25 protein-coding genes are annotated in these 26,566 nt (G+C 45.1%); 19 read left to right on the plus strand and 6 right to left on the minus strand.

Going from position 1 to position 26,566, the window contains the following annotated elements; translation table 11 throughout:
* Positions 1–25: 25 nt before the first annotated feature.
* From NST58_RS13385 to NST58_RS13395, 3 genes are all read left to right on the plus strand, one after another.
* Entirely contained in the window at positions 26–490 is a 465-nt protein-coding gene (locus NST58_RS13385) for a hypothetical protein (RefSeq protein ID WP_076220597.1), read from the plus strand.
* 252 nt (positions 491–742) lie between these two features.
* Complete coding sequence (gene ccpA, locus NST58_RS13390; RefSeq protein WP_036686140.1) at positions 743–1,753, plus strand: catabolite control protein A; 1,011 nt, start codon at positions 743–745, stop codon at positions 1,751–1,753.
* Between the two features lie 92 nt (positions 1,754–1,845).
* A complete protein-coding gene (locus tag NST58_RS13395) occupies positions 1,846–2,541 on the plus strand; it encodes a 5'-methylthioadenosine/adenosylhomocysteine nucleosidase (RefSeq protein WP_076310556.1) in 696 nt (231 codons plus the stop codon).
* A gap of 3 nt (positions 2,542–2,544) precedes the next feature.
* Here NST58_RS13395 and NST58_RS13400 read toward each other — a convergent pair whose 3' ends face one another.
* Positions 2,545–3,177, minus strand: a complete 633-nt coding sequence (locus tag NST58_RS13400) for a GNAT family N-acetyltransferase (protein WP_339248320.1) — start codon at positions 3,175–3,177, stop codon at positions 2,545–2,547.
* Positions 3,178–3,336: 159 nt separating this feature from the next.
* Between NST58_RS13400 and acsA the strand changes: the two genes are divergently transcribed.
* Positions 3,337–5,061: an acetate--CoA ligase gene (gene acsA / locus NST58_RS13405; RefSeq protein WP_076129125.1), complete on the plus strand. Its 1,725-nt coding sequence runs from the start codon at positions 3,337–3,339 to the stop codon at positions 5,059–5,061.
* 83 nt (positions 5,062–5,144) lie between these two features.
* Here acsA and NST58_RS13410 read toward each other — a convergent pair whose 3' ends face one another.
* Both NST58_RS13410 and rpsD read right to left on the minus strand, forming a co-directional pair.
* A complete protein-coding gene (locus NST58_RS13410; RefSeq protein ID WP_076189866.1) occupies positions 5,145–8,060 on the minus strand; it encodes a transglycosylase domain-containing protein in 2,916 nt (971 codons plus the stop codon).
* Between the two features lie 244 nt (positions 8,061–8,304).
* Positions 8,305–8,904: a 30S ribosomal protein S4 gene (rpsD, locus tag NST58_RS13415; protein WP_036686147.1), complete on the minus strand. Its 600-nt coding sequence runs from the start codon at positions 8,902–8,904 to the stop codon at positions 8,305–8,307.
* Between the two features lie 400 nt (positions 8,905–9,304).
* On the opposite strand from rpsD, the gene NST58_RS13420 reads away from it, so the two are divergent.
* From NST58_RS13420 to NST58_RS13445, 6 genes are all read left to right on the plus strand, one after another.
* Positions 9,305–11,308 (plus strand): sensor domain-containing diguanylate cyclase, encoded by a 2,004-nt coding sequence (locus NST58_RS13420; RefSeq protein WP_076280827.1) that lies wholly within the window; start codon positions 9,305–9,307, stop codon positions 11,306–11,308.
* A 647-nt stretch (positions 11,309–11,955) separates the two neighbouring features.
* Positions 11,956–12,108 (plus strand): hypothetical protein, encoded by a 153-nt coding sequence (locus tag NST58_RS13425; protein WP_280752774.1) that lies wholly within the window; start codon positions 11,956–11,958, stop codon positions 12,106–12,108.
* A 104-nt stretch (positions 12,109–12,212) separates the two neighbouring features.
* Positions 12,213–13,040, plus strand: coding sequence for a hypothetical protein (locus NST58_RS13430; protein WP_143762422.1), 828 nt, complete (start codon positions 12,213–12,215; stop codon positions 13,038–13,040).
* A 95-nt stretch (positions 13,041–13,135) separates the two neighbouring features.
* Entirely contained in the window at positions 13,136–14,251 is a 1,116-nt protein-coding gene (locus NST58_RS13435) for an aminopeptidase (protein ID WP_036686152.1), read from the plus strand.
* 106 nt (positions 14,252–14,357) lie between these two features.
* Complete coding sequence (locus tag NST58_RS13440) at positions 14,358–14,603, plus strand: HPr family phosphocarrier protein (RefSeq protein ID WP_036686154.1); 246 nt, start codon at positions 14,358–14,360, stop codon at positions 14,601–14,603.
* 202 nt (positions 14,604–14,805) lie between these two features.
* Positions 14,806–15,102 carry a YlaN family protein gene (locus NST58_RS13445; protein WP_036686156.1) on the plus strand — a complete coding sequence of 99 codons (297 nt, stop codon included), beginning with the start codon at positions 14,806–14,808 and terminating at the stop codon, positions 15,100–15,102.
* 87 nt (positions 15,103–15,189) lie between these two features.
* On the opposite strand, the gene cax is transcribed toward NST58_RS13445, so the two are convergent.
* Positions 15,190–16,260 (minus strand): calcium/proton exchanger, encoded by a 1,071-nt coding sequence (cax, locus tag NST58_RS13450; RefSeq protein WP_036686157.1) that lies wholly within the window; start codon positions 16,258–16,260, stop codon positions 15,190–15,192.
* 153 nt (positions 16,261–16,413) lie between these two features.
* Here cax and NST58_RS13455 point away from each other — a divergent pair, with 153 nt between their 5' ends.
* Positions 16,414–16,779 carry an Asp23/Gls24 family envelope stress response protein gene (locus NST58_RS13455; protein ID WP_019911482.1) on the plus strand — a complete coding sequence of 122 codons (366 nt, stop codon included), beginning with the start codon at positions 16,414–16,416 and terminating at the stop codon, positions 16,777–16,779.
* A gap of 88 nt (positions 16,780–16,867) precedes the next feature.
* Here the strand turns inward: NST58_RS13455 and ftsW are convergent, their stop codons facing one another.
* Both ftsW and NST58_RS13465 read right to left on the minus strand, forming a co-directional pair.
* Positions 16,868–18,109, minus strand: a complete 1,242-nt coding sequence (gene ftsW / locus NST58_RS13460; protein WP_081390640.1) for a putative lipid II flippase FtsW — start codon at positions 18,107–18,109, stop codon at positions 16,868–16,870.
* Positions 18,106–18,453: a YugN family protein gene (locus tag NST58_RS13465; RefSeq protein ID WP_036686159.1), complete on the minus strand. Its 348-nt coding sequence runs from the start codon at positions 18,451–18,453 to the stop codon at positions 18,106–18,108. Before NST58_RS13465 ends, ftsW begins: the two co-directional genes overlap by 4 nt.
* A 239-nt stretch (positions 18,454–18,692) precedes the next feature.
* On the opposite strand from NST58_RS13465, the gene NST58_RS13470 reads away from it, so the two are divergent.
* The 8 genes from NST58_RS13470 to NST58_RS13505 all read left to right on the plus strand — a co-directional run bounded on the left by NST58_RS13470 (position 18,693) and on the right by NST58_RS13505 (position 26,547).
* On the plus strand, positions 18,693–19,874 hold the full coding sequence (locus NST58_RS13470; protein WP_076189870.1) for a M20 family metallopeptidase: 1,182 nt from the start codon (positions 18,693–18,695) through the stop codon (positions 19,872–19,874).
* Between the two features lie 63 nt (positions 19,875–19,937).
* Positions 19,938–20,369 carry a CBS domain-containing protein gene (locus tag NST58_RS13475; RefSeq protein ID WP_076223876.1) on the plus strand — a complete coding sequence of 144 codons (432 nt, stop codon included), beginning with the start codon at positions 19,938–19,940 and terminating at the stop codon, positions 20,367–20,369.
* 119 nt (positions 20,370–20,488) lie between these two features.
* Positions 20,489–22,201, plus strand: a complete 1,713-nt coding sequence (locus NST58_RS13480) for a DNA repair helicase XPB (RefSeq protein ID WP_339248325.1) — start codon at positions 20,489–20,491, stop codon at positions 22,199–22,201.
* On the plus strand, positions 22,198–24,123 hold the full coding sequence (locus tag NST58_RS13485; protein WP_339248326.1) for a helicase-associated domain-containing protein: 1,926 nt from the start codon (positions 22,198–22,200) through the stop codon (positions 24,121–24,123). The genes NST58_RS13480 and NST58_RS13485 overlap by 4 nt, the downstream gene beginning before the upstream one ends.
* A gap of 20 nt (positions 24,124–24,143) precedes the next feature.
* The gene (locus NST58_RS13490) at positions 24,144–24,581 is read left to right on the plus strand and encodes a YlbF family regulator (RefSeq protein WP_076129134.1); all 438 of its coding nucleotides are present in this window, start codon (positions 24,144–24,146) and stop codon (positions 24,579–24,581) included.
* Positions 24,582–24,621: 40 nt separating this feature from the next.
* Positions 24,622–24,885, plus strand: a complete 264-nt coding sequence (locus tag NST58_RS13495; RefSeq protein WP_036686170.1) for a YlbG family protein — start codon at positions 24,622–24,624, stop codon at positions 24,883–24,885.
* Between the two features lie 164 nt (positions 24,886–25,049).
* Positions 25,050–25,487, plus strand: a complete 438-nt coding sequence (locus tag NST58_RS13500; RefSeq protein WP_076129159.1) for a hypothetical protein — start codon at positions 25,050–25,052, stop codon at positions 25,485–25,487.
* Positions 25,488–25,647: 160 nt separating this feature from the next.
* Positions 25,648–26,547 carry a selenium metabolism-associated LysR family transcriptional regulator gene (locus tag NST58_RS13505; protein WP_076129135.1) on the plus strand — a complete coding sequence of 300 codons (900 nt, stop codon included), beginning with the start codon at positions 25,648–25,650 and terminating at the stop codon, positions 26,545–26,547.
* The last annotated feature ends 19 nt before the right edge of the window (positions 26,548–26,566 follow it).

Below are 26,566 nucleotides of genomic sequence, written 5' to 3' on the forward strand. Positions count from 1 at the left end.
TAATTTTGTGCAAGAGGTGTAGAAGATGTATAAAGATAATTTGATGGAGAAGTTGTGCAGTTGTGGTGGCCTCATGAACTTACATATGCATTCTTTGATTTTTAATACGAAGATGAAGATTACCCATGTTCCTGTCTATACCTGCCCGGAATGCGCTAGTTATGAACCTTTGCAGTTTATTAAAGCAGATCTAGGCAAATTAGTAAAAGAACTCAGTGGAGATGATCCGGGAAAAGATTTTTTGTTTACGGAGAGAAATGAATTGGCCAGTGTATTAAAAGAATCCTTGTCAGAAACTATAATAGGGGGAATATCAGAACTAGAGACGATAATCCGAGAGAGGATTCAGAGCCGAGTCGATATGCTTCTCGATATTTATCGTTTAGCTGAGAAGCTGTCAGACCAGTATTGGATGGAAGAAACTAGTCGAAGATTGTCTCAATTAACCTTCCAAATGGCTGAAAATGAAGATTATAAAAAAATTGTGTGAAAATAATGAAAATTTTTCACGGAATGTTGGATTTTTCACTCACTTTTTGTTACGATAGATAGAAGTTACATTATTGATGCTCTTGGACAGGTTAACCAGCACTGGTCACAATTTTAATCCAGGGTGACGTTTTCAGCCTTGAAAGAAATTTTGAAAGGAAAATGAAGCGTTATCATTGCACAAATGTACAAAGTGTCGTATCATATTTTTAATTAGTCGAACGATAAAATTTATCGCAATGGAGAGAGTAATTTGACGGTAACCATTTACGATGTAGCTCGAGAAGCAGGCGTATCTATGGCTACGGTATCACGGGTTGTGAATAATAACCCTAACGTGAAACCGCAGACCCGGAAGAAAGTTTTTGAAGCGATTGAACGTTTGGGATATCGTCCCAATGCCGTGGCAAGAGGTCTTGCCAGTAAGAAAACGACAACCGTTGGGGTTGTCATCCCTGATATTTCAAACTCGATTTTTGCAGAAATTGCACGCGGGATTGAAGATATCGCGAACATGTATCATTACAATATCATATTGTGTAACGCGGATAAGCGTAAAGAGAAAGAAATTCGTGTCATTAATACCCTTTTGGAGAAACAGGTCGATGGTCTGCTCTTCATGGGGGGTACAGTAACTGACGAACATATTCAAGCTTTCCAGACTTCTGCAGTTCCGATTGTTCTATGTGCTACACGGGATGAGAAGGGAACTTATCCTTCCGTTGACATCGATCATGAAACCGCTGCTTTTGATGCTGTGAACACATTGATTCGTCACGGTCATCGTGAGATCGCTATGATCAGTGGCACACTGCAGGATCCTGCAAATGGATATGCACGTTTCCATGGTTACAAGAAAGCATTGGAACAGGCAGGAATCGAGTACCAAGAGGATTTGGTACGCATCGGTAACTACCGCTATGAATCTGGTGTAGAAGCAATGAAGTATTTCCTTGGACTCAAGAAGAAACCAACCGCTATTTTTGCGGCAACGGATGAAATGGCTATTGGTGCCATTCACAGTATTCAAGATGAAGGTCTGAAGGTACCGGATGATTTCTCCATCATTAGTGTGGATAATATTCGTATGGCTTCGATGGTTCGTCCTTTGCTGACAACCGTAGCTCAGCCTATGTACGATTTGGGCGCAGTTGCGATGAGACTTTTGACCAAGCTTATGAAGAAAGAAACCGTTGAGAATCCGCGGGTTATCCTGCCTCATGAAACGATTCTCCGCTTGTCGGTTAATCATCTAAATAAGTAATTTAAGAACTGAACAGTTATTCCGTAAAAAGCTCCTTATGGAGCTTTTTATGTTTTTATTTGCTAAATAAATCTTCAAAGGAGGTATTTACTGTGAGTGAAATCATCGGATTAATCGGAGCGATGGATGAAGAAATCAAGCTGCTTCTAGAGAGTATGGAGGACAAGCGGACAAAAGTTAAAGCAGGTATACAATATTACATAGGAAACATATTAGGAAAATCCGTAGTGCTCTGTAAATCTGGAGTGGGTAAAGTAAATGCAGCAGTTACAACTCAGATTCTAATTGATAATTTTGGCGTATCCCGTGTGCTGTTTACGGGGGTTGCTGGAGCAGTACATCCAGAATTGAATATTGGAGATATTGTTATAGCTTCTACATGTGTACAACATGACATGGATGCTACGGGGCTTGGGTTCGCAAGAGGCGAAATTCCTTATCAGGAGACTTCCGTCTTCCAGGCAGACCCTGCGCTAGTACAGCTTGCTGAGAAGGCATGCAATGAGCTAGGTCAAAAGTACTTGATAGGCAAGGTGTTATCTGGTGATCAATTCATTTCTAATGCGGAGATTGTAGCTGAATTAAGAGACCAAATGGATGGAGCTTGTGTGGAAATGGAAGGGGCGGCGGTTGCCCAAGTCTGTCATATGAACGCCACGCCCTTTGTCATCATTCGCTCCATGTCAGATAAGTCTGATGGATCAGCTGAGGTGAATTTCAGGGAATTTACAGAACAATCTTCACAACGCTCCCATTCCATATTAGAATTTATGCTGCAGCATATTTAATGATCAATACATAAAGCGTTGTCTAAAACGTACTCTGTCAAAGGTCTCCTGGGAGGACATGGGCACCTCTTGTCCAATGCGAACCATTAGGCAGTTAGCGGGATGTGAACAAATTTCTGGATCATCCGTAGCATACCAAACCATATTTACGGTCTTCATCAGCCGTTCCATCATCTTGCGATAGGCCCATACGTCCAGCCCACTGCCTTTTAAATCCCAGTGCCAGTAATACTCTGTTGTAAAAACAATACAATTCTCCAATTGCTCCCGCTCAAAAGCAGTAGAAACCAGCAGCCGGCCTAGTCCGGCCCCTCTATAATCATTACTCACCTCTATCGCTCCAAGCTCAATAAGATCCTCCATACCACCCTGTGACCATAACTCCATTTCATCTGGATAATGGAAGGTCACATAGCCTACTATAACGTCATTCTCTACTGCGGTAATTACACGGCCCTCTGGCAAGCTGGCGATCTCTACGAGCGCCTCTTGTTGCTCTAATGGCCTGCGGAAAGCATCAAGATCCTGATGCATATGCAGGACTTCAAGGTCCTCGGGAGATCGGGGTCCGCTCACAGTTATCGTTCTACCCATATAGGAGAGAGTATGGGAAATAGGGATTTTGCGATGCTCCATGACAGTGCTCCTTTCAGATCAAAAAAATGGTATGTAAACGCTTGCTATGGTATACTAATTCAGACATAAAAAATTCACATTCATTGCATTGACATCATTATTTAAAACATGAGTCTTACCCTTAAAGCTTAAATCAAACGAGTGAGGGAGGCAAGAGTGATGGGTCAAGTCCATAGCGAAATTTTGCCGGGTCGTGTGCAGAGCTCCAATATGTCTGATTATGCGGAGGCAGTAGCCAATTTTGAGTGGGAGGATGTTGAACGTAATTTCTCATGGTATGAAACCGGCAAGGTTAATATGGCCTATGAAGCCGTTGATCGCCATGTGGATGAAGGGCGGGGAGCGGCAACGGCCCTACTCTACAGTGACACTGTACGGGAAGAATCCTATACATTTGCCGATCTGCAGGAGCGGTCGAACCGGTTCGGAAATGTATTGCGTAAATATGGCATCGGTAAAGGAGATAGGGTATTTATTTTTATGCCTCGCCAACCGGAACTGTATTTCAGTCTGCTAGGTATTCTCAAAATCGGAGCCATAGCAGGACCCTTATTTGAAGCCTTTATGGAAACAGCAGTTAAGGATCGTTTGGAGGATAGTGGGGCTGTTGCGCTAGTAACTACGCCAGAATTGCTGCATCGGGTCAAGCGAGAAGAGCTTCCTGAGCTGCGTCATATTTTTCTAGTAGGTGGAGCAACTGATATTGAGCAAGGAAACTTAGGATTCGCAGAAGAGATGGCTAACGTTTCTGCTGATCTTAATTTAGAATGGCTTGATTTGGACGATGGCCTTATTATGCATTATACTTCTGGTTCTACAGGTAAGCCCAAAGGCGTTTATCATGTGCATAGAGCAATGATTCAACATTATTATACAGGTAGAGTAGTGCTAGATCTACGTCAAGACGATATATACTGGTGTACGGCAGATCCTGGCTGGGTGACCGGAACTTCATACGGCATATTTGCCCCTTGGTTAAACGGGGTGACCAATGTAGTCAGAGGCGGCCGCTTTAGTCCTCAGGATTGGTATAAGACAATCGAACGGAATAAGGTATCTGTATGGTACAGCGCACCTACAGCTTTTCGTATGTTAATGGGTGCAGGGGAGCACTCTTTACAGGGGATTGATTTAAGCAGTTTGCGCCATGTTCTATCTGTTGGTGAACCGTTAAATCCGGAAGTAGTACGTTGGGGAGATAAATTTTACAATCAGCGTATTCATGATACTTGGTGGATGACTGAAACAGGGGCACAATTGATTTGTAATTATCCGTCAATGGATATCAAACCAGGCTCGATGGGCCGTCCGTTACCGGGGATTGAAGCAGCGATTCTGGATGACCGGGGAAATGTTCTCCCGCCTTTTTCTATGGGGAATCTTGCGATAAAAACTCCGTGGCCATCCATGATGAAAACGATATGGAACAATCAGACGAAGTATGAGGAATATTTCCGGATTCCTGGCTGGTACATTTCTGGCGATTCAGCTTATATGGATGACGAAGGATACTTCTGGTTTCAGGGACGAATTGATGATGTCATCAACTCTTCTGGTGAGCGTATTGGTCCATTTGAAGTGGAGAGCAAATTAGTGGAGCATCCGGCAGTGGCAGAAGCGGGTGTAATCGGCAAACCGGATCTTGTGCGGGGGGAGATTATTAAGGCTTTTATCTCGCTTAGAGAAGGTTATACTCCAACTGCTGCCTTGAAAGAGGAGATCGCCGCTTTTGTCAAAGCGGGTCTGTCTGCACATGCTGCCCCGCGGGAAATCGAGTTTAAGGATAAACTTCCGAAGACACGATCAGGTAAAATCATGCGGCGTGTACTGAAGGCATGGGAGCTGCATCTACCGACAGGAGATCTATCCACGATTGAGGATTAGAATGAATTGTAAAAAAACACCGTTCCCGGATGAATTCATGGGAACGGTGTTTTGCTGTGTGAAATTATTTAATGATCTTTGGGTTAACGTGTCCCTGCATTATTACCTGCTGTGGTATTATTACTGCCTCCAGTACTGTTACCTCCGCCGGCTGGTGTTTCCGTCGGTAGTAGCGGGAGAATGTTACCTGGATCCTCAATAACGTCTCCTGGTGTCGTCTCAGGCTCTGTAGGCGCCTCTGTACCAGGTTGTTGATCAGGTGTAGGAGTTGCTTCGGGTGTTGGTGTAATCCCTCCAGCAACGCTGCCAGAAGCCGTCTCATTACCTGCAACATCCACGGCTGTTACATAAAAGGTTGCATTAGCACTTGCAGGTGTACCCGGTGTGAATACCTTGTTCTCATCTGCCATGAGTATAGATTGCTTCTGGAAAGAACCTCCGTTTAATGAACGATATAAGCGGTATCCCACAACATCTGCCGAGCTGCTAGCGGAGAAGCTGATGACCGCTTTACCAGTGCTATAAGAGACGTTAACATTTCCGGGAGCAGCAGGGGAAGCCCCATCGTCCACACGTGGATCAACTTCTGTTGGGAAATCCGTCTTGGCATCGGCTGGCATATAATACTCCAGTGATTTATGATCCTTCATCTTAGGGAAGGCAGCCAGGAGTTCTTTGACTAGTTCCTGTATCGGCTTCTCGCGTTTAACGACGATTTTTTCCTTTAGGAACTCCTCTGGAGTGCCTTCCAACGGGATATAATTGACGCCTTTGTAAGTAATATATTTGGCTTTGGAAATCCCGTCGTCGCTCTCTTTTGGCACATATTTTGTATTAAATATATCCGTTGTGAATTTATCAGTCAGGGATGTTGGCAGTTTGCCGCTATATGCGGAAACTGTCTTTTTGATAATTCCCTCAGGTTGTGCAAATTTGTCTGTGACGAATAGTTCCGGCTGCTTATCAATGACAGCATTCAACACTTTTGCCCATAATGTTTGGGCTTGACGTTTTTGTGTATCTCCCGTAAGGGTGTTGATTTGCTCTTTGTAGCCGACCCACATTCCCAGTGTGACATCAGGAGTGTAGCCCATAAACCATACGTCTCCATAATTCTGGGTAGATCCAGTCTTACCGACAATCGGAATTTCTTTAGAGTGTTTATATTCTCTTTTTACGGTGCTGGCTGTACCCTCTGTAATTACAGTTCGCAGCATATCTGTCATTAGGTAAGCTGTTTGCTTAGAGAATACTTGCTCAGGATTAACCTTGTGCTGATAGATAATTTTTCCCTCTGAATTGACAATTTTCTCAATCATGTAGGCATCATTAAAGGCACCTTGGTTGCCGATAGCGGAATAGGCATTGGTTAACTCTTCTACGGATACTCCGTATTTGAGACCACCTATAACCCCAGTCTGCGCACTGTAATCATCATCTGTGAGGGTGGTGATCCCCAGCTTTTTAGTAAAGGCCCAAGATTTCTCTATTCCGACCTTTTCATTAAACAGCTTAAGCGCAGGCAAGTTGAGCGATTTGTTAAGTGCGTAACGGGCAGTGACCAGACCTTGATAGCGATTATTGGCATTCTTAGGAATGTGGAATCCTTTTCCGCCGTCTTTTAGAATAATTGGCGCGTCATCCACAATCCCGGCAGGCTGAATCAGCCCTGCATCTAAGGCTGGTAAATAAGCTGAAATTGGCTTCATGGTCGATCCGGGCTGACGGATCATTTGGGTAGCATAATTCATCTGCTCAATATTGAAGTCGCGACCCTCAATCATGCCGAGAATGGCTCCGCTTTTGTTGTCGATTAACATGCCAGCCGTTTGTTCCATACCTTTGGTTTTGCTGTCTTTAGTAAAATTATTGCTGTCTTCAGAAACACTATGCATTGCATTGTAAACTTTTTTATCAATGGTTGTGTAGACTCGATAACCGCCGGTCATGAGCTGCTGTCTTGCTTCCTCAAGTAACACGGCATTGTCAGTAGTGCTATTGGCATCCGTTGTGCCATTTTTCTCTTCATTCAATGATAGAAGGATCTCGGATGCTTTACGCTCAGTCTCCATCATCAGGTATGGATAGGTAGCATAGGCTTTTTTGGTGTGCGGCGCCAGAGAACTCTTGATATCAAATTGAAGGGCTTCATCATATTGAGAGGTAGTGATCTTATTCTCCTCAAGCATACGACGAAGTACAAGATGTTGACGGTCCATAGCTCTGTTGAAAGCTTTTTCGTTGAATTCACCTATCCCATTAAATGCAGAATAAGTGGAAGGGAGCTGCGGAAGACCAGCCAAATAAGCTGCTTGAGCCACGTTCAATTTGTCCAGATCGTCTAGACCGAATATCCCTTTGGCTGCTGCTTTAATTCCGAATACATTGTAGCCATTCGAGCCATTGCCGAAAGGAACCTTATTCAGATAAGCCGTTAATATTTCTTGTTTGGTCAAGAAGCGTTCCAATCTAAGAGAAAGTAGAATTTCTTTTACTTTGCGATCTTCTGTCCGATCCAGATTCAGGAATACACGTCTTGCGAGCTGCTGGGTGAGTGTACTGCCTCCGGTCTGAACGGATTCATTGAGAAGCTTTTGTTTGACGGCACGCAAGGTGCCTTTGAAATCCACGCCATTATGCTCATTAAAATTATTGTCCTCTATAGCGAGAACTGCATCGATAATAAGCTGGGGGATATCGTTGAATTCAATGAGCCTTCGGTCTTCTTCTGTCCGAAGCTGGCCGATCGGTGCGCCGTCTCGGAAATAAGCGAATCCGGTGATCGCATTTTGACTGACCTGCTGCTGAATCATTTCTTCGGAGCGAACAGGTTCATCCTTCACAATGGAAGCGACATAGCCTGCTACAGCACCACCGGCAAATAGAACGCCTATTATTCCAAGAATAAACATCCACTTAACTACAGAACCGAACCTGCTTAGGGCGGATCTGCGGGGTGAAGGCTTCTTAGCGTTTTTTTTCTTGTTCTCTTGAGCCATCGACGATAATTCCTCCTTTTAACGGAATTATTATAGCATAAATTGGCGTTTTTGAATGCGCTTCTACCTGATTCTCATGGTCTTAAGATTCGACTTTTGTGCAAAAATTATAAATAAAGTAATTTAGGGTATGATTTGCGGAAGCGTAACCTTCTACAAACGGCATGGAATTTAGGATATTGACATAACAAAAAGCCCCCGGATTAATCCGGAGGCTTTGGTCATACCCGCTAAAAGCGAGATATTAACGGTTGTAGAACTCGACGATTTGTTTCTCATCGATATCCTGGGAAAGCTCGGAACGTTCTGGCAAACGAATATATTTACCTTCGAAAGATCCTTCAGCATATTCCAGGTAAGCTGGAAGGTGGTTACGGTTAGCAAGAGCTTCTTTAATGGAAGCCATGCCTTGGCTCTTCTCGCGAAGACCGATAACGTCGCCCAAGCTTACACGGTAAGAAGCGATGTCGACTTTTTTGCCGTTTACAGTTACGTGTCCGTGGGATACCAACTGACGTGCTCCAGCACGGGAGTTAGCAAATCCAAGACGGTAAACTAGGTTGTCCAAGCGGCTTTCAAGCAAGAACATGAAGTTTTCGCCCGCAAGACCTGGAAGTTTTTGTGCTTTAGCGAAGAGAGTACGGAATTGTTTCTCTCCCAAGCCGTACATGTGACGCAGTTTTTGTTTTTCCAAAAGCTGCATTCCGTAGTTACTTACTTTTCTGCGTTGGTTAGCGCCGTGTTGTCCTGGTGGGAAAGGGCGTTTCAGGTCTTTGCCTGTACCGCTAAGGGAAATGCCCAGACGGCGGCTGAGTTTGAATTTAGGTCCGGTGTAACGTGCCATGTTATAGTAGACTCCTTTATATTTGAAATTTCAGGTTAGGGCTCTATTTGCGCCGCATTTCGTATCCGTGATTAGCATTATTGGCTTCCACACTACCAGGGAAGTTCAGCCGCTGCCCTGGCAGTAACGAAATGCGTGAGGGTGACACAACGTTACGCCCAAGTAAGACTTGTTACAGTCTTGTTCAACAATAAATATTATATGAAAGTAGCATATAAAGTCAAGCGCATATTAAAAGAGTTTTTGTCATTCTTTGTCGTTAGTTCTTTGGTCCTAAAAAAAATCCCGGAAATAAGGAAAATATAATGCAATACACAAAGAAAGGGAGTAAAATATAGTTAATTAGATGTTAATTGGGAAGGTTTTTTTTCTTAAATGAGAAGCAAAGGGGATCTTCGTTATGTCAGAACAGAAAGCATACGCTTCTCAAGACAGTCGTATGCTGATACAGGACAAATTGCACACTAGTAGAGATTCCGAAGATCCCACCGCCTGGCTTAGGGAAACGGAAATAGTGTCCCATGACTTCCCATATTTGGCCAATCTGATTGCAGACAGCTTCGAGGAATGGATCGATGGGCTAGAGGCTCTACCATTCGCTAAATCATGGGATTGGTGTGTGCTGAATTTTGAAGGCAGATATTTTGCAAATATTGCCGATCAGCAAGAACGATGGAGGCACCAATGGGAGCAAGCGGCTGCAGCTAGTTTACTTTCTGGCGCAACCTCATCTGTTCAACTTACGGTGCAGGGTCAGGATATGAGCTTTTTTACTATACCGCTCATCACTCGCGTTGACAAAGAAATTTTTGCCTTCTTGGGCTGTGCTATGCCGACACAACAATATTTAATGGGTGGACGAGATACTGCTGAGGCTATATCTTTGCAGTACCGGACCATATTCTATCATAAGTTTGAACATATTTTTGTAACTGATCTTGCGAGTGTTCATCAACATGCTGAACGTGAGAGCAATCGCCGCTCCTTGTTATTTCAGATCGTTCAGCGGATGCATGACAATATTGATGTGAACGCTGTGCTTACGGAGGTTATAGATAGCATTTCTGCAATGTACCCTGGTGCTAGGCTTGAGCTGTTTATGTCGCAAGATCACCGCAGCACTCATCCGCAGGTCAAACCTTTACCGTTTCAGATGTCCAGTGATGATGTCTGCGCTAGAGCATTTAAAGACGGCCGTGTTGCTCTGAACACCAACACTGAAGATCAACACATTGTAGAGATTGGTCTTCCGCTAGGCGGGAAGCAAGGGGTTTATGGCGTATTCCACATGGTGATGGATAACTCGATCTTTATGGATGTAGATTTACGGTTTCTCTCGATGGTGGCGGATACCGCAGGTACTGCTTTTGAGAATGCCAAGCTGTATGAACGCTCCAATCAGCTCATTCGTGAGCTGCGTATGAGTAACGAACTTACACAACGGCTGAATCAAAGCTTGCGTTTAGGGGATATTTTTCAATTTGCGTTTGAAGAGCTGCTTGAGATGTTTGGTGCAGACTACTGCTGTATTTTACATATGAACGAAGAAAAGGGCGGGCTAGAGGTTATTGCTTGCAATCATTCCTCCTTGCAAAATGAAATTTTAGAAGTAGGACAAGGTTTAGGCGGGAAGGTCTATACTACTGGGGAATCATTAATCATGTCTAACTACATAGATAATCCTAATACTACTTCTCGTTTAATGAATGCTACCGGGTCGCAGTCGCTGATTGCCACACCTTTAAGTGTAGGTGGTGAAGTGCGTGGTGCCATCATGTTGGCGCATCGCGATGCCCATTATTTCTCTTATGACAATTACAGATTGCTTCAGGCGATGGCGGGGCATATTGGACTAGCTGTAGGGAATGCAAGGCTGCATGCCGAAGTTAGACGTCTAGCGAACAGAGATAGCCTAACTGGACTTTATGCTCGTCATTATCTGGACGAAGAAATAAAGGAACGGCAGTCTACAGATTTTTGCGGTTGCTTAATTGTTGTGGATATCGATCAGTTCAAGATGGTGAATGATACCTATGGTCATCAAAAGGGCGACAAGATCTTAAAAGAGGTCAGTGAAATTGTGAAGTCCTCCATCCGTCAAGGGGATATTGCTGCGAGGTGGGGTGGAGAAGAACTGTCGGTCTATTTACCATTAATGGGAGTAGAACAGGCAGTAAATGTGGCTGAACGTATTCGTAAGCGAGTGATGAATGAGACCGAACCTAATGTAACAGTGTCCTGCGGTATAGCAGAATGGAGCTGGATGGACGAACGTGTAAGCGTCGAATCCCTGTTCTATCGAGCAGATATGGCACTGTATAAAGCTAAGAACAATGGGCGTAACCAGGTGATCGTTGACACTAAAGAGAATGGCGGCGGTGTGAAGGGATTGCCTCATAAGTAAAAAAAGATAGCAGAGCAGCGGTGTGAAGGGATTGCCTCATAAGTAAAAAAAGATAGCAGAGCAGCGGTTCTCCCGTTATTGGAGAGTCGCTGCTTTTAGTTTTGGCAGATGGCTGGTTGCTTCGACTGTGTATCCATCATGCTGTGAGGCTTGCGGACTCAGCTGACGTTATTGGCATGTATTTTGCCTTTGGGGCATGTTTTCGGACTCCAGAGACGCTATTGCTTGGAAAAAGACTCATTTTGTGCGTTTTTAAGGTCAATAGCTGCGCTGGAGTCCGTTGGTATGGGAAATATCGGGAAATGCTGCGTTAAGGGTCAGCTGTGTCCGATAGAGATAACGGCGTGGCGACTGCAACGGTCATATTCGCGCATTAGCATTTGAACAGCGGTTCTCCCGTAATAAGGAGTTGCTGGTCATTGTTTTGTTAGTTGGCTCGCTGCTTCGACTGGTGTATTCATCATGCTGCGAGGCCTTCGGACTCAGATGACGCTATTGGCGTGTATTTTGCCTTTGGGGCATGTTTTCGGACACCAGAGACGCTATTGTTTAGTAAGAGGGGCATATCGGGCGCATTTCGGGTCAATAGCTGCGCTGGTGTCCGTTGGTATGGGAAATATCGCAAAATACTGTAATTAAGGTCAGCTGTGTCCGATAGAGACAACGGTGCGGCGACTGGCAGCGGTAACTTCGTGAGTCTGAAGGTGGTATGTATTGACATTCAGAAGCAAGCGACGAACGCGCATAAGTTAGAGCAATGTATGGAAACCGATTACAGCAACGTATTTGCATCTGTATAAGGCGCGCAGGAAGGGAGAACCCTATAGTGGGCTGTAAAGTAAAATACTCCAAGAAAGGCCTGATGACCGTGAGAAAGTCATTATTACTGAAGGGGTTAGTTCTTATGATTTTTACCTTGTCCTGCGTGTTCAACAGCGGTTGCAGTGTTATTAGAGACAAACCAGCCAAGGAAGATCTAAGTTTGGTGTTAGCGGGTATAACGGGCAGCGATGGGGTTACTTTTAAAGGGTCAACCATGCTTACAAAGGGTGGAAAGACCGTTCCGGAATCCATGATATTTTACGAAGGCACAGTACAGGACCATAAGAAGGTCAATCTGTATACACTGCTTCCTGATAAATCCTCATCCACAAAAAAATCAGCAAATAGCGCTAAAGATTTAAAAAGCAGCATCACTTCTATGAAAGCTTTCCATAGTCAGCTAGAGAAAAAAGAGGGGGAATGGGTAGCGTTGACTACTGAAGGTTCCTCTGAGGACGGAAATCCGCTTGCTTTGCTTAATCCGTTGAAACAGCTGGAGGAGCTGCAATCCATGGAGGCTAATGTGACTGAAGATGCGGGTGCAGGCAGAGGGACAAATGTGCTACGGATCGAGCTGACGCCTGCTGAGGCCAGAAAGCAGCTGACTGCTGAATTGGAAAAAGAGATGCAAGACCTTCGACCTGAAACACCAGATTCTGCTGGAAAAATAACAAAGAACGATCAGGCGGTTACGCAAGCTTTAGTGGAGCTATGGGAGAAGAAAAATAATGAATTACAGCAAAAGCTGAAACAAGCTAATGTTGAGACTGTCTATCATTTAACCGTTGATACAAAACATAATCTGCCGAGAAAACTCACCTTAAATCGTAAGGTTACCTATTCGGAAGCGGGGAATGAATCTGATAATGAAACTTATGTATCACAGGTGAATTTTTCAGGCTTTCGTTGATTTTCACATTATCCCACAGGTCTTGCGCTCCATACAGGGCGTGCTACAATAGAAAAGCTTGCTTATTTTTTAGACAGAGGAAGGAAGAATACACAATGAAAGATCCCAGAATTCAAAAGCTGGCAGCTAACCTAGTCGGTTATTCCGTAAATGTCCAGCCAGGCGAGAACGTGCTCGTCGAAATGATTGGCAATGAAAGAGATTTAATCAAAGCTGTTGTAGAGGAAATCGGCAAGGCCGGCGGTCATGCTTTTGTACAATTAACAGATCGTACAGTCCTGCGCAGCATGCTTAAATACGCAACTCGTGAGAGTCTTCAGACATGGGCTGAAATTGACTTGAACCGGATGAAGCAAATGGATTGTTATATCGGGATTCGTGCAGGTGAGAATGTGAACGATCTGTCCGATGTTCCTGAAGAAAATATGAAATTGTATAACTCGTTGTACTCTCATCCAGTGCATAGCGAACAACGTGTGAAGCATACGAAGTGGGTAGTACTGCGTTATCCGAATGCGAGCATGGCTCAGCTTGCGAATATTAGCACTGAAGCGTTTGAGGACTTTTATTTCGAAGTGTGTAATTTGGATTACGCCAAGATGGACAAGGCTCAGGATGCTTTAGCTGATCTCATGCGCAGAACGGATAAGGTACATATTTTGAGTGCTGGAACAGATCTTAAGTTCTCGATTAAAGGAATCGGTGCAGAGAAATGCTCCGGGCAAAAAAATATTCCGGATGGCGAGGTTTACAGCGCCCCAGTTCGCGATTCTGTAAATGGAACGATCAGCTATAATGCACCGTCAGTATATAATGGAGTGACCTTTGAAAATATCAAATTCAAATTCGAGAACGGAAAAATTGTTGAAGCCACCAGCAATGACTCCGCCCGTTTGAACGAAATTTTGAATTCAGATGACGGCGCGCGTCATATTGGCGAATTCGCTATTGGTTTTAACCCTTACATTCTTCATCCGATGAATGATATTCTTTTTGACGAAAAAATCGCAGGCAGCCTGCACTTTACGCCAGGACAAGCATATGATGTTACAGATAACGGTAACCGCTCCTCCATTCACTGGGATCTTGTGTTGATCCAACGTCCCGATTATGGCGGCGGTGAAATTTATTTTGACGATGTATTGATCCGTAAGGATGGAATTTTTGTGTTGCCGGAACTCGAAGGTCTGAATCCTGAAAACTTGAAATAAAATGTAATAACAAGAAAACTCCTTGCACAAGTAAGCGGATTCAATGTATCATAAGAAATGATAACAAAAGACTAAAGTTTTATAATCAAGTTGCGGAGGGATTTCTATGTCCAGTAACAATGCGGCAATTGTCGATATTGCCCAAACGGCAGGCCAGTTCAACTCTTCAATCGTTCTTCAAGCGGACAACAAGTACATTGATGTTAAAAGTATCCTTGGTTTGTTCACTACTTTGGTATCCAGCCAAAGCTATGAGCTTCATGTTCATGGGGCAGATGCTGAAGAAGCTAAGAAGGCAATGACTGAAGTGTTTGCAAAACACGGTTTGAAATTCACAGTTGTTGCTGAGTAATAGTCGTGCTAAAAACGTCCTACCGGTTTTCGGTGGGGCGTTTTTTCTAGAAGTAGATACGAAACTTGATAGGATAACGCAGCAGGTTCTTTTAAATATATGGTTAGTATAAACTGAATTGTTGTATTGATACCGGATTTCGTCTAATATTAAGTAAAATAGTAAAAGCAGCTTAACTTTTGGACATGGGGGGGATAGAGGCATGACTTCATCGGAATTACAGGAACAGTATAATCTTAAAGCAATCAATCTTCTACAAGAAGATGCCGATAAAATTCAGCAACTTATAGAAGTGCAGATGGAGAATCTGGCAACACGCTACTGCCCTCTCTATGAGGAAGTGCTGGATACCCAGATGTACGGTTTCTCCAGAGAAGTGGATTTTGCGGTTAGAGCAGGTTTGGTCCCAGAGATTACTGGTAAGATGGTACTAAGTAAGCTGGAGCGTAACTTAGCAGTACTCTACGAGGCTTTGAACAACAAAGCGAAGGAAGAATAAATATCGGTTTCTTAAGTATTTATAGAAGCGCACATGAGGACGAATCGCTCATGTGCGCTTTTTGTTGTGTACAATGGTTAATAATGATTATACGAGATAGAAGGAGACTCCTAAAATCAGGTAGACCGTTAATAACAAGAGACCCTCATACCAGTTAGTTGAGCCGTCCTGAGTAATTGATTTGGCAATAAAGACGGCTACACCGATGGCGACAATTTCGATGGTCGTAAAAACTATGTCCATTGTATCACCCATGAAATAACTGGCGAAGATTAGGACAGGTGCTACGAACAGGGCGATTTGCAGACTGCTTCCAACCGCAATTTCTACTGCCGCACCGATTTTGTTCTTCATGGCCAGCATAATGGCTGCACTATGCTCTGCGGCATTACCGATGATAGCTACGAGGAACGCACCTACAAACAGCTCGCTGAATCCGAAACGTTCTGTCAAAGTCTCTAACGTTCCTACCAGCCACTCACTCACGAAGGCTACCATTACAGTGGCAAGCACGAGATAAAGGATGGATTTGTTTTTGGACCAAGCAGGGGCATGTTCATGAGCTAATTCTTCTTTACCCTCTTCTGTAACGTCCTCTAGATGTTTCTTATGCGTGATCATGGAGAAGATTAGCCAAGCTATGTACGAAGCGATGAGCAGCCCGGCAACGATTAAACTGAGCACATCGGTATCCTTCTCCGTAATAGAGTGGGTGGTAAAGAACATAGCGGGAACAAATAAGGCAATGACGGCAACGATCATCAGGGAGCCATTCATTCCGGCAAGGGTTACGTTGAAGTTCTGAACTTTGAACTTCATCCCGCCGGCGAAAATACTCAATCCTAGAACAAGCAACAGGTTGCCGATAATAGAACCGGTAAGACTGGCTTTGACCATGTCGAACAATCCTTCCTTAACCAGGAAGAAGGCAATGATTAGCTCAGCAGCATTGCCGAAGGTGGCGTTTAGGAAGCCGCCCAGTCGTTGTCCGGCATAATGAGCTACACTTTCAGTGGCCCGGCCGAGAAATCCAGCCACAAACACCACAGCGATTGCTGAGAGAATGAACTGCAGGGTATGATCCCAATCGGCATAATGGCCGATCGCACTAAGGATAAAGGCGATACCCATCAGTGATGGTGAAATCCATTTTTTCAATGTGAAGGCACTCCTATCTATGTATTTAGATTGAATTCATAATCAATATACCCAAATTGTTCCTAGGTGTAAACGAGAAAGCGATAAAGTGATTTGCTTTTTAGCCTGTTTTGGAATTACAATAATTGATAATGAGTGTAGGGGGGATATGGCATGGCAGAACAACTTCAACTGGAAATGGGAAATATACGAATTTCAAATGACGTCGTCTCAAAAATTGCCGGTTTGGCTGCCTTGGAGACTCCGGGAATTGCAGCCATGTCTGGTGGCCTGTCAGAAGGCTGGGCTAAACGTCTAAGCGGTAAGAACGTTCAGAAGGGCGTTACCGTTGAAGTAGGACAGCTGGAAGCAGCAGTAGATCTACGAATTATCGTTCTCTATGAAACACCGATCCACGAAGTGTGCCGGATGCTTCAGCAGAACGTACGTGAAGCTGTGGAGAGCATGACTGGACTTCATATTGTTGAGGTAAATGTCAAAGTTGAAGGCGTAGCTTTCAAGAATGATGAAATCTCTTAAAAAACTTGTACACAAAAAAGCAGTCCAAGGTTAATTCCCTGGGCTGCTTTTTTATGTGTAAATTCCCTAACCTCCGGCTTTATAAAGCTTACCGGGAACGAACCTGTCTAACCGTTGTTACAGATTTCGTTACTTCCTCTTTGGCAGGAAGGTTGGTTTCTCTTGAGATGCTTAGCATAATTCCCATGCACAGCATGCTGACAAGGAGTGAAGAGCCCCCATAGCTGATAAACGGCAAGGTAACGCCGGTAAGAGGGATTGTATTGGTTACACCGCCGATATTGACAAAGGCCTGAATGGCTATGAGGCCCATAATCCCAATTCCGACGAGCGTACCAAAGGGATCCTTACACCTTAAAGCGATTAGAATACCTCGCCAGATAAAATACAGATATAACATCAAAAATATGGAGGTCCCCAGAAAGCCGAACTCTTCACCAATTACGGGGAAGATAAAGTCCGTATAAGGGTATTTTAGATAGTCCAGCTTTTGAATGCTTTTGCCGAAGCCGGAACCACTTACTCCACCTTGGCCAAGAGCGGTTAAGGATTGAATAATGTTATAACCATCACCCTCAGCAACCTGATAAGGATCTAAAAAGGCAACGATACGACCTTTTCTATAATCCTGAGTGTCAGTGGCTTTATCGGATGGAGATAAGGAATCAATCGCTGCTTTGGCGCCTACAACTAGTCCTACACCCAGCACTAGCAGTGCTATAGAGCCCAGAATATGCTTCATGCTGGCACCGCCGGCATAAATAACAAGTCCGCTGGTAGCTACGAGAATGAGGCAAGAACCTAAATCCGGCTGCATCATTATAAGTCCGGCAACAATACCCACGATGACCATTACAGGGATATATCCTGTACGGAAATCTCTAAACCGTTCACCTTTTTTGGTGATGAGTGCTGAGATATACAGGATAATCGATATTTTGGCTAATTCGGTGGGTTGAATTCCAAGTTTTCCGATACTAAGCCAGCTCTTGGCACCATTAATTTTTTCAGAGAAGGCTACCACGAGCAGAAGTATAACGGTGATGATAAAAATAGGTACATACCACTTCTTAAACTTACTGTAGTGAATGTTCATAGCTATAAACATAACAACGGTTCCGAGTACGATCCAGATCACTTGGCGTTTAATGAAATATAGAGGGTCATTACCGAACTTCGAGCTTGCTAAGGTTAAGCTTGAGCTAGCACTGAAGACCATGACTAGACCGAAACCCACAAGTAGTAGTGTTAAGATAAGTAGTTGGAAATCGGGTGTTCCTCTTTTGGGCAGGCTGACATTTTGTTTCGTCGTTCCCTTTTTGTTACTCAAGCCTCTAACAGCTGCTTTAATTCAAGAATCCGCTTAGCAGCAGTGTCCAATACTGGTTTTGGCACCGGAGATTCATATTCCAGGCCATGAGGGAAGGTTGCTTTTCCTAAGTATACGGCTTCAATTGCAAGTACGGCATCAGACTTCTCTAGCTTTCCCTCGACAGCGCGAGTGTTAATGCGTAGGAAGTATTCGCCACCATCCTGTGGGTCTTCAATTTTGCAGTCGTAAGTGGCACGATAGTATTCCCATTGCCAGCGGATGAAGCCAGCTTTTGTGGCACTCTCGTCCAGATAGAGAAGATCACTCTTCAATCCTACGAGGCCCGTGTTCTCAAAAATCATAGCACGCATATCCCCCTTATGAAGTATAATGATGAATTTCTGATCCGATTGCTGATGTTCTACCTCATGATAGTATGTTTCTAAAGGTTGTGCAAGAGTAGGCAGTGCCTAACAATACCCAGTTTTTTGCGTTTCTGCTACAATAAAAGAATTATAGTCGTTCGCGGCTGGAACAAAGTGAACAGGACTGCTATCGCTTGCTATGGATGCGGGTTTATCGAGAAGGGGATGGAGAACTTATGAAGAGCTTAGCGGTTGATTCGCTCATGCCGGAGATCGTGGAATGGAGACGCCATTTGCATCGTCATCCGGAGTTGTCTTTTCATGAAAAGGAAACGTCAGCATTTATAGCAGATAAGTTAGCCGAATTCGGAATTGAAGTCAGAAAAAGCGGGACAGGGTATGGTGTGCTTGGCATACTACGGGGAAAGCGGCCGGGGAAAACCGTTGTTCTTCGTGCGGACATGGATGCCCTACCTATTAAAGAGGAGAACAAGAAGGATTACGTTTCGCAAAATGAAGGGGTAATGCATGCCTGTGGACATGATGGCCACACTTCCATACTGCTCGGTGTAGCCTCTTACTACAGCAGCCGGCTTGAGGAGCTGGAAGGGGAGCTGCGTTTTCTTTTTCAGCCCGCAGAGGAAGTATGCCCAGGAGGGGCGCAGGGGATGATTGCCGAAGGCATGTTAGAAGGAGCGGATGCGGTGTATGGTCTGCATCTGTGGACTCCATTGCCTATGGGAACTGTTGGGAGTGCTCCGGGACCGTTGATGGCGTCTGCGGACGAGTTTTTTATAGATATCATTGGCAAAGGCGGACATGGCGGCATGCCGAACCGTACCATTGATAGCATCGTGGCAGGAGCGGCGCTGGTGACCCAGCTGCAAAGCATTGTAAGCCGCTCTGTGAACCCGCTGGAGCCCGCTGTACTCAGTGTAGGAACCATTCAAGGGGGGTTCGCCCAGAATGTCATTGCCGAGCAATGCCGGATCACAGGGACAGTGCGGGCATTCGACGAGGAGACACGGCATTTGATACGCCAGCGAATCGAAGAAATGACCGTTTCTATTGCCAGCGCTTACGGGGCAGAAGCTAAGATAGATTACGTTATGGGATATCCTCCCCTCGTAAATCATGATGGTGAAGTGCAGCGGTTTTTCGAGGTGGCCCCAGCGGCTTTAGGAGAATCTGTTGAAGTGATTCGGATGGAAAAGCTGATGCCAGCTGAGGATTTTGCCTATTATGTTAAGGAGATTCCAGGCTGCTTTATGTTTGTGGGTGCCGGAAATCCGGATAAAGAGGCTGACTATCCACATCATCATAGCAAATTTGATTTTGACGAAGATGCCATGCTGCACGGAATGAAGCTGCTCATTGCTATGGCGAATTCCTGTATGCGTGAGGACACAATCGTATAATTTCGTTTCATAGAGGAGAACCTATTCCCATAACATGGAGACCATGATTAGGAGGGTTCATTCTTGAAAACAGTGAAAGAGGTTATGACGAAGGAGCCTGCAACGGTTACGCTGCAAGATAATGTGTATGAAGTTGCCGTGAAAATGCGAGATTATGACACTGGATTTATACCTGTTGTTGATAATGAAGAACATAAGACACTGCTCGGTGTAATTACTGACCGCGATCTCGTGATTAGAGGTTATGCGGCTAAACATCCTGGTTCAACCTCAGTGGAAACTGTAATGAGTAAAGAGATTCAGACCGTCTCGGAGAATACTTCAGTAGATGAGGCTGCAGAGGTAATGGCTGGCTGTCAAATTCGCAGGCTGGCGGTGACACGTGACCAGAAGCTGGTGGGCGTAGTGTCGATTGGAGATCTGGCTGTGCGCGACATTTTTGCGGATGAAGCTGGTGAAGCCCTCCATGATATTTCGCAGCAGCATTTACATTAAATAGTCAGATAGGGAAGCTCATGACCGTTATGCGGGGATGGGCTTTTTCCTGTTATATGAAAATAAACAAAATTACATAGCGCAAGCTTAAATTACTTGAACACTAGGGAGGAAAAGCTATGAATGGATCAGGAGCGTGCATCGTACGCAGGGACCGGACAATTTTACTGGAATGTGCTCATCCGGATTTTGAGGTGGCAAGGAAAAAGCTAGGGACCTTCGCGGAGCTGATAAAAAGTCCTCCTGCTTACCATACCTACCGAATTACCCCTTTATCTCTTTGGAATGCAGCTGCGCTTAATTATACTGCTGAGGAGATTATCACTAGCCTGCATCACCTTGCACGCTGGGGTGTTCCCACAGGACTGGAGGAGGAAATCGAAACTCTTTTGTCCAGATATGGAAAGCTGACTCTTCATGGCCAAGAGACTCAGAATGAGGTCGTTATGTTAAGAGCGGATGCTCCTGAGCTTTTGGATGAATTGAGTGATGAACAAGGTCTAAAATCGCTGGGTCTACTGAGAATAAATCCTCTGGAATGCGCGTGCCCTGCGGAGAATAGAGGGCTTTTGAAACAAGAGCTGATGAGATTGGGTTATCCAGTTCTCGACTACGCCGGATATCATGAAGGGCAAGCGCTTAGCTTGACCTGGAAGGAGAATCTCGATACCTGCAAGGCTGATTCGGCAAACGATTCATTTGGCTTACGTGAATATCAGCAGGAGGCCGTTCAGCTGTTTCAAGGGACAGAAGGACAAGGGGGAAGCGGTGTGGTGGTGCTGCCTTGTGGCGCAGGGAAGACAATTGTAGGAGTAGCAGTACTTGAAAGTCTCCAATGTGAAACCCTGATTTTAACTTCAAATACAACGTCCGTAAGGCAATGGATGGATGAACTGCTGGAGCGAACAGATTTGGCTGGGGAGGCAGTGGGGGAATATTCTGGTGAAAAAAGAGAAGTGCGGCCAGTCACCATTGCCACCTATCAAATATTAACGCATCGTTCGTCCAAAGACGGTCCGTTTCTCTATATGAAGCTGTTTAACGAACGCAATTGGGGCTTGATTATATATGATGAGGTTCACCTGCTTCCAGCGCCTGTATTTCGGGCTACAGCAGACATTCAGGCTACACGTCGACTGGGGCTTACAGCCACTTTGGTTAGAGAAGACGGGAAGGAAGGGGATGTGTTCTCTTTAATCGGACCGAAACGCTACGATTTGCCTTGGAAGGAGCTGGAGCAGCAGGGCTGGATCGCTGAAGTGGAATGTGTAGAGATCATTGTGCCGATGAATCCGGAGCTTAAACAAGAATATATGTACGCGGCGGCAAAAGAAAAATTTCGTATGGCTTCCTGCAATCCTGCCAAAGCTGAAATTGTAGCCAAGCTTCTAAAGGTCCATACAGGTTCTTCGGTGCTGGTTATTGGACAATATCTCGACCAGTTAAGTGAACTGGCTGACAGGATCGGGGCGCCTTTAATTACCGGCAAAACGAAGCAGCGTGAAAGAGACGAGCTATATGCGGCTTTTAACGAGGGAGATATACAGGTACTGGTGGTGTCAAAAGTAGCGAATTTCGCGGTGAATTTACCTGACGCGTCAATTGCTATTGAAGTCTCGGGAGCTTATGGATCACGGCAGGAGGAAGCCCAGCGACTAGGTCGAATCCTCCGTCCCAAAGCGGGGGAGAATAAAGCCTATTTCTATACACTGGTATCTGAAGATAGCCGGGAACAGGATTTCGCTTTGCGCCGCCGGATGTTTTTGACTGAGCAGGGCTATGAATATGTCGTTAAAAAGATGCCGAGTGGAGAGGAGAGAACCATCCATTGAACCAGCTGTCTACAGAAGCATTAGAGGTCTTAAAGCGATTATGTGCAGCTTATGCTGCCCAGCCGTTTGAGGAAGGGAAGGAAGAACGATTGCGCCCTGTGGCGCTTTGTCGTGCTGAGCAAAAGCTTGCAATGAACGAATTGCGCCGCGAGGGGCTGTTAACTGCAAGGCATAAAATATTAGGCGAAAAGCTGTACCAGATTCCTGTTGATCAGCTGCCGGCAATTGAACAAGAATTTTTCCCGTATCAGCCGCAATTCATTGCCGGGCATTTAGTGAGTCTTACCATGGAAGCAGGAGCCGGACTGGCGATAGATTTGTTTCGGGCTTTGCTGTTCACCGCTTGGGAAGGGTTGCCGCTGACAGCCAAGGGGATTATTCATAAAAAGCATCTTAACCGCTTAGCGGCGCAGCTTTCTTTTGGGGAGGAGCATTTGCAAGGGCTCTCCGTAGGTTCTCTTTTAGAGGAACAGAACACACTTTCTGTCATAGCGACGGTGGATATCCTGCTGTGTCTTGGACTTATTCGCAGGCAGAGTGCCGGATACACGCTTGATCTGGAGCTGTTGGATCGTTGGCTGCAGCTTCCTGAAGCGACGATGAGTGACATTCTTTATGGGATTGTAATTAATCGCTCTGGAAGCGTGGGCCCAGCCGATCAACATTTTCGTTATATAATTTCTAATGCAGATTTTATCCCCGGGAAATGGATAATGCTGCCCGCACTATTAGACTGGATGATGGCTTCTAATCTCACAGGTAACATTGCCCGTAATGAGCTTGAGAAGTCAAGCTTGAACTGGTTACGTTGTTTAACAGGCTTTGGCTGGTGTGAACTGGGAGAAACCGCTGAGGGCATGTTGTGTTTTCGCTGGACCGCTGCTAAGCCAATGCTATCTGCTGAGAGGGGATCATTCGCTGCTGTTGGGTCTGGAGATACACAGGAACAGTTTATTGTGCAGCCGGATTTCGAGGTGCTGGTTCCACCGGAAGTCCCCTATTCTGTACGATGGACACTGGCTGGCTGCGCTGAGCTCCAGCAAAGTGATACGATATGGAGCTTCCAGCTGACGAAAGAGAGGTTGGAACTTGCAGCTGAGCGTGGAATGTCACCGAATGACATCATCTCCTGGATAAGCGAGCATGCTCTGGGCGGGCTTCCTTCGGGGGTTCAAATGTCCCTTGAGCAATGGGCAAAAAGCATTGGCCGTACTTCACTATCGCAAGTAATTCTCTTGACCTGTCAGACGGAAGCCGATGGAGCTGCTATCGCAGCTCACCCGCGTTTACAGGAGAATCTTGAACGTATCGGTCCTTTACATTTCATAGTGGACCCGGAATATATGGAACAGATACGAAAAGAACTGTACTCCGCGGGGCTAGCGCCTTCCAGAATCATTGGAGGACAAGGGGAGGATCCAAACGTAGGGTGGAGTTGGTTTCCTCATGAAACAGGAAACCCCGAGGCAACGTATGTTCTTCCAGAGCTGAATGTAGAACTAGGATTGCTGTCCAAAGGGAATCCTTTTCTTAACCTGCCGGTTATTGCTCCTGAACAAGAGGAGGAGATTCTCTTCGGTGGAGAAAATGTACCGCAGATCTGGAGCAAAGAATGGCGGCATTATCATAGCTCGACTGCACAAAAGGTGATGGAGCAAGGGTTAAGATGGGGAGTCAAAGTGCGTTTTGCACTAAAAGATCAGATGTTAGATTTTATCCCTTCCCGCATAAGCGGAAATCCATGGAGAGTTTCCGGACAGCTGCTCTATCACGATGGTGAAACGGTTGAAGATATAGAGCTCACTCCGGAAGACTGGAAGGAAATGAAGTTAGTTATTCCCAAAGGACGAAGAAATTCCTCTTCTGCTCAAGCGAGTGATTATGGTATGATAGAAAAGTCTACTGAATCGGTAGATCATTAACGAAGAAAAGAGCTGAGTTCATGAGCGTAGCTGAAATAAATACGGTCGATATGGCTGAAGTGCTGACATACGCCTATGAATTAGGCGATATGATTAATCAATCCGCCGAGGTGTCGGATTACTTATACTGGAAAGGACGGGTTGATACGAACCCCGAAATTCAGGCCATGGTCAAACGACTTCAGACTAAGAAGGAGTTGTTTGAAGAAACACAGCGATTCGGACATTTCCACCCGAATTATCATTCAGCAAAGGATGAGGTTTCGGCAGTAGAAGCGGAACTGGAGCGGTTCGAAGAAGTTGTTCGTTTCAAGCTGGCAGAGAAGACCCTTGACGACATTCTGCATTCCATGTCGGAAGCGATTGCTTTTTCAGTATCCGATAGCATTAAAGTACCAAGTAATGATCCTTCCCCTAAAGGTGGATGCGGCAGCGGGGGAAAATGCTCCTGCGGATAAGCTTCCCTTAGGATTTAGAGAGAGAAAGGCGGTTTAGCTTATGTTTGCGGAACGGACAGGATACATCATTTGGGTAAGTGACGTTAAAGCGGCACGTAACCTTGAGAAATACGGAACATTACATTATGTTTCTCGGAAAATGCATTATGCAGTTATGTATGTAAATGCAGAACGGGCCGAGGAAGTTATGAAGAATGTCCGCAGACTCTCCTATGTGCGAAAGATTGAAAGATCTTATCGTAACGAAATTAAGACAGAGTATACTAGTAATGGACCGGACAAGTCCCGTAATTACAGTATGTGATTCCAGGAGATAAACAGGCGCTTAAACAGCGCCTGTTTTTTTTATGCTTATTTACAAAAAAACGCCATTACTCTCGACGGTAGAAACTTGTACAACTTTCGGCAATGAGGTAAGATGACAACATTAAGTGCATACTAAGACCCTTATGGTGGAGTGTGATGATGATGCGCAACAAGGGGACGGATTGGCCCAGCACTTATGAGCCCTTCCACATCATGCTGAACGATTACAGGGTCGCCGATATCGTTATAACCAATCATGCGAAGAGCCGTTATATGGACCGCATCAGCAATGGTGCAAGCAATGCCGAAGAGGTCGCTGCATGGATGTGGCAGTGCCTAATGCAGAATCGGATTAAGCCCTTTTCAAGCAGTGATTATAACGCATATTTAATTGACGATGACTCTGTAGTAATCGCTGAGTTTACGGAATTGACAGGTGAGAGAGATCTCTCAGGCCAGCCATTATATTCTATGATCATCGTTTCGTTTCTTGGGAGAATCTCGGAGATGCCACAGTTGAGAGATTTAAAGACCTATTTTTCACTGCTGCGTAATTCTCACCGCACAAAGCTGTCGAAGAAGAAACGAAGACGCAAATAGTCTATAAAGAAACGGGCAAGAGGCATGCGGCGAGTCTGCATGTCCTTTTTAAAAATATAAGAATTTATATACTGCACGATTATAATATTCTTAAGTTTCTACGAGAAACGATTGTCGTCTTTAAAGGACGTTCTTTTTGTAATATAAGGAGTTGCGAAGCATGAACTTTCATCAGCTGCATATTTTTTATACGGTCTCCGAGCGGGGAAGCTTCTCGGCGGCGGCGCAGACTTTACATATGACTCAACCAGCTGTGACCATGCAGGTACAGGCACTGGAGGATTATTTTGGCACCAAATTGTTTAACCGTTCCACCAAAAAAATCGTACTCTCCGAAGCAGGGCACACCCTGATGCCATACGCGCTGCGCAGTATTCAGCTGATGCGTGAGACGGATCAAGCGATGTCAGCATTCACACATATGCTGGAGGGACGGCTGCAGCTTGGGGCGAGTCTTACGATAGGAGAATATGTGCTGCCACGGCTGTTAGGCCCTTTCGGAAAGCAATATCCTAACATTTCAATTATGATGAAAGTGATGAATACCTCGCAAATTATGGAGGAAATCCTCAAGCATCAACTGAATTTTGGCTTAATTGAAGCCCCGGTCACACATCCGGACATGGAGATCGAGCCCGTGATGGGGGATGAGCTGAAGTTGATCGTGCCACATGATCATCCACTTGCGGAGCAGCAAGAGGTTACCTTGGAGCAAGTGCTTCAGCATCCTTTTGTATTGCGTGAGCAGGGCTCAGGAACGCGGCGTGTGATGGAGGAGCAGCTGTTCTCCAAGGGACTTGATCCGGGAACTATGAAGATCGTGATGGAGCTTGGAAGTACGGGAGCTGTGAAATCAGCGGTGGAAGCAGGTCTTGGCATAACGATCATATCGACCTCTTCGGTTAAGCATGAAGTTGCGCTGGGACTGTTGAAAATTGTGAATATCTCCGATGCCTCTTTTAAAAGACAATTCTACGCTATTCATCTAAAATCAACACTGCTGCCAATTTCTGCAGTAACCTTCCTGACTTATTTGCGTGAGCATTCGAATCAAATCTGATAGTTAAAGCGGGGGATAT

This window comes from Paenibacillus sp. FSL R10-2796 (assembly GCF_037965315.1).
Taxonomy (GTDB): domain Bacteria; phylum Bacillota; class Bacilli; order Paenibacillales; family Paenibacillaceae; genus Paenibacillus_AQ; species Paenibacillus_AQ odorifer.

Excerpts from the sequence above, each read along its gene's own strand:
- NST58_RS13465 (WP_036686159.1), bottom strand. The coding sequence starts at position 18,453 with ATGATTTTTGAGAACACGGGCCTCGTAGGATTGAAGAGTGATCTTCTC.
- NST58_RS13435 (WP_036686152.1), top strand. The coding sequence starts at position 13,136 with ATGAAAGATCCCAGAATTCAAAAGCTGGCAGCTAACCTAGTCGGTTAT.
- NST58_RS13385 (WP_076220597.1), top strand. The coding sequence starts at position 26 with ATGTATAAAGATAATTTGATGGAGAAGTTGTGCAGTTGTGGTGGCCTC.
- NST58_RS13430 (WP_143762422.1), top strand. The coding sequence starts at position 12,213 with ATGATTTTTACCTTGTCCTGCGTGTTCAACAGCGGTTGCAGTGTTATT.
- NST58_RS13445 (WP_036686156.1), top strand. The coding sequence starts at position 14,806 with ATGACTTCATCGGAATTACAGGAACAGTATAATCTTAAAGCAATCAAT.
- NST58_RS13490 (WP_076129134.1), top strand. The coding sequence starts at position 24,144 with ATGAGCGTAGCTGAAATAAATACGGTCGATATGGCTGAAGTGCTGACA.
- NST58_RS13410 (WP_076189866.1), bottom strand. The coding sequence starts at position 8,060 with ATGGCTCAAGAGAACAAGAAAAAAAACGCTAAGAAGCCTTCACCCCGC.
- NST58_RS13470 (WP_076189870.1), top strand. The coding sequence starts at position 18,693 with ATGAAGAGCTTAGCGGTTGATTCGCTCATGCCGGAGATCGTGGAATGG.
- NST58_RS13420 (WP_076280827.1), top strand. The coding sequence starts at position 9,305 with ATGTCAGAACAGAAAGCATACGCTTCTCAAGACAGTCGTATGCTGATA.
- NST58_RS13500 (WP_076129159.1), top strand. The coding sequence starts at position 25,050 with ATGCGCAACAAGGGGACGGATTGGCCCAGCACTTATGAGCCCTTCCAC.
- NST58_RS13440 (WP_036686154.1), top strand. The coding sequence starts at position 14,358 with ATGTCCAGTAACAATGCGGCAATTGTCGATATTGCCCAAACGGCAGGC.
- acsA (WP_076129125.1), top strand. The coding sequence starts at position 3,337 with ATGGGTCAAGTCCATAGCGAAATTTTGCCGGGTCGTGTGCAGAGCTCC.
- NST58_RS13455 (WP_019911482.1), top strand. The coding sequence starts at position 16,414 with ATGGCAGAACAACTTCAACTGGAAATGGGAAATATACGAATTTCAAAT.
- NST58_RS13400 (WP_339248320.1), bottom strand. The coding sequence starts at position 3,177 with ATGGAGCATCGCAAAATCCCTATTTCCCATACTCTCTCCTATATGGGT.
- NST58_RS13505 (WP_076129135.1), top strand. The coding sequence starts at position 25,648 with ATGAACTTTCATCAGCTGCATATTTTTTATACGGTCTCCGAGCGGGGA.
- rpsD (WP_036686147.1), bottom strand. The coding sequence starts at position 8,904 with ATGGCACGTTACACCGGACCTAAATTCAAACTCAGCCGCCGTCTGGGC.
- NST58_RS13480 (WP_339248325.1), top strand. The coding sequence starts at position 20,489 with ATGAATGGATCAGGAGCGTGCATCGTACGCAGGGACCGGACAATTTTA.
- NST58_RS13495 (WP_036686170.1), top strand. The coding sequence starts at position 24,622 with ATGTTTGCGGAACGGACAGGATACATCATTTGGGTAAGTGACGTTAAA.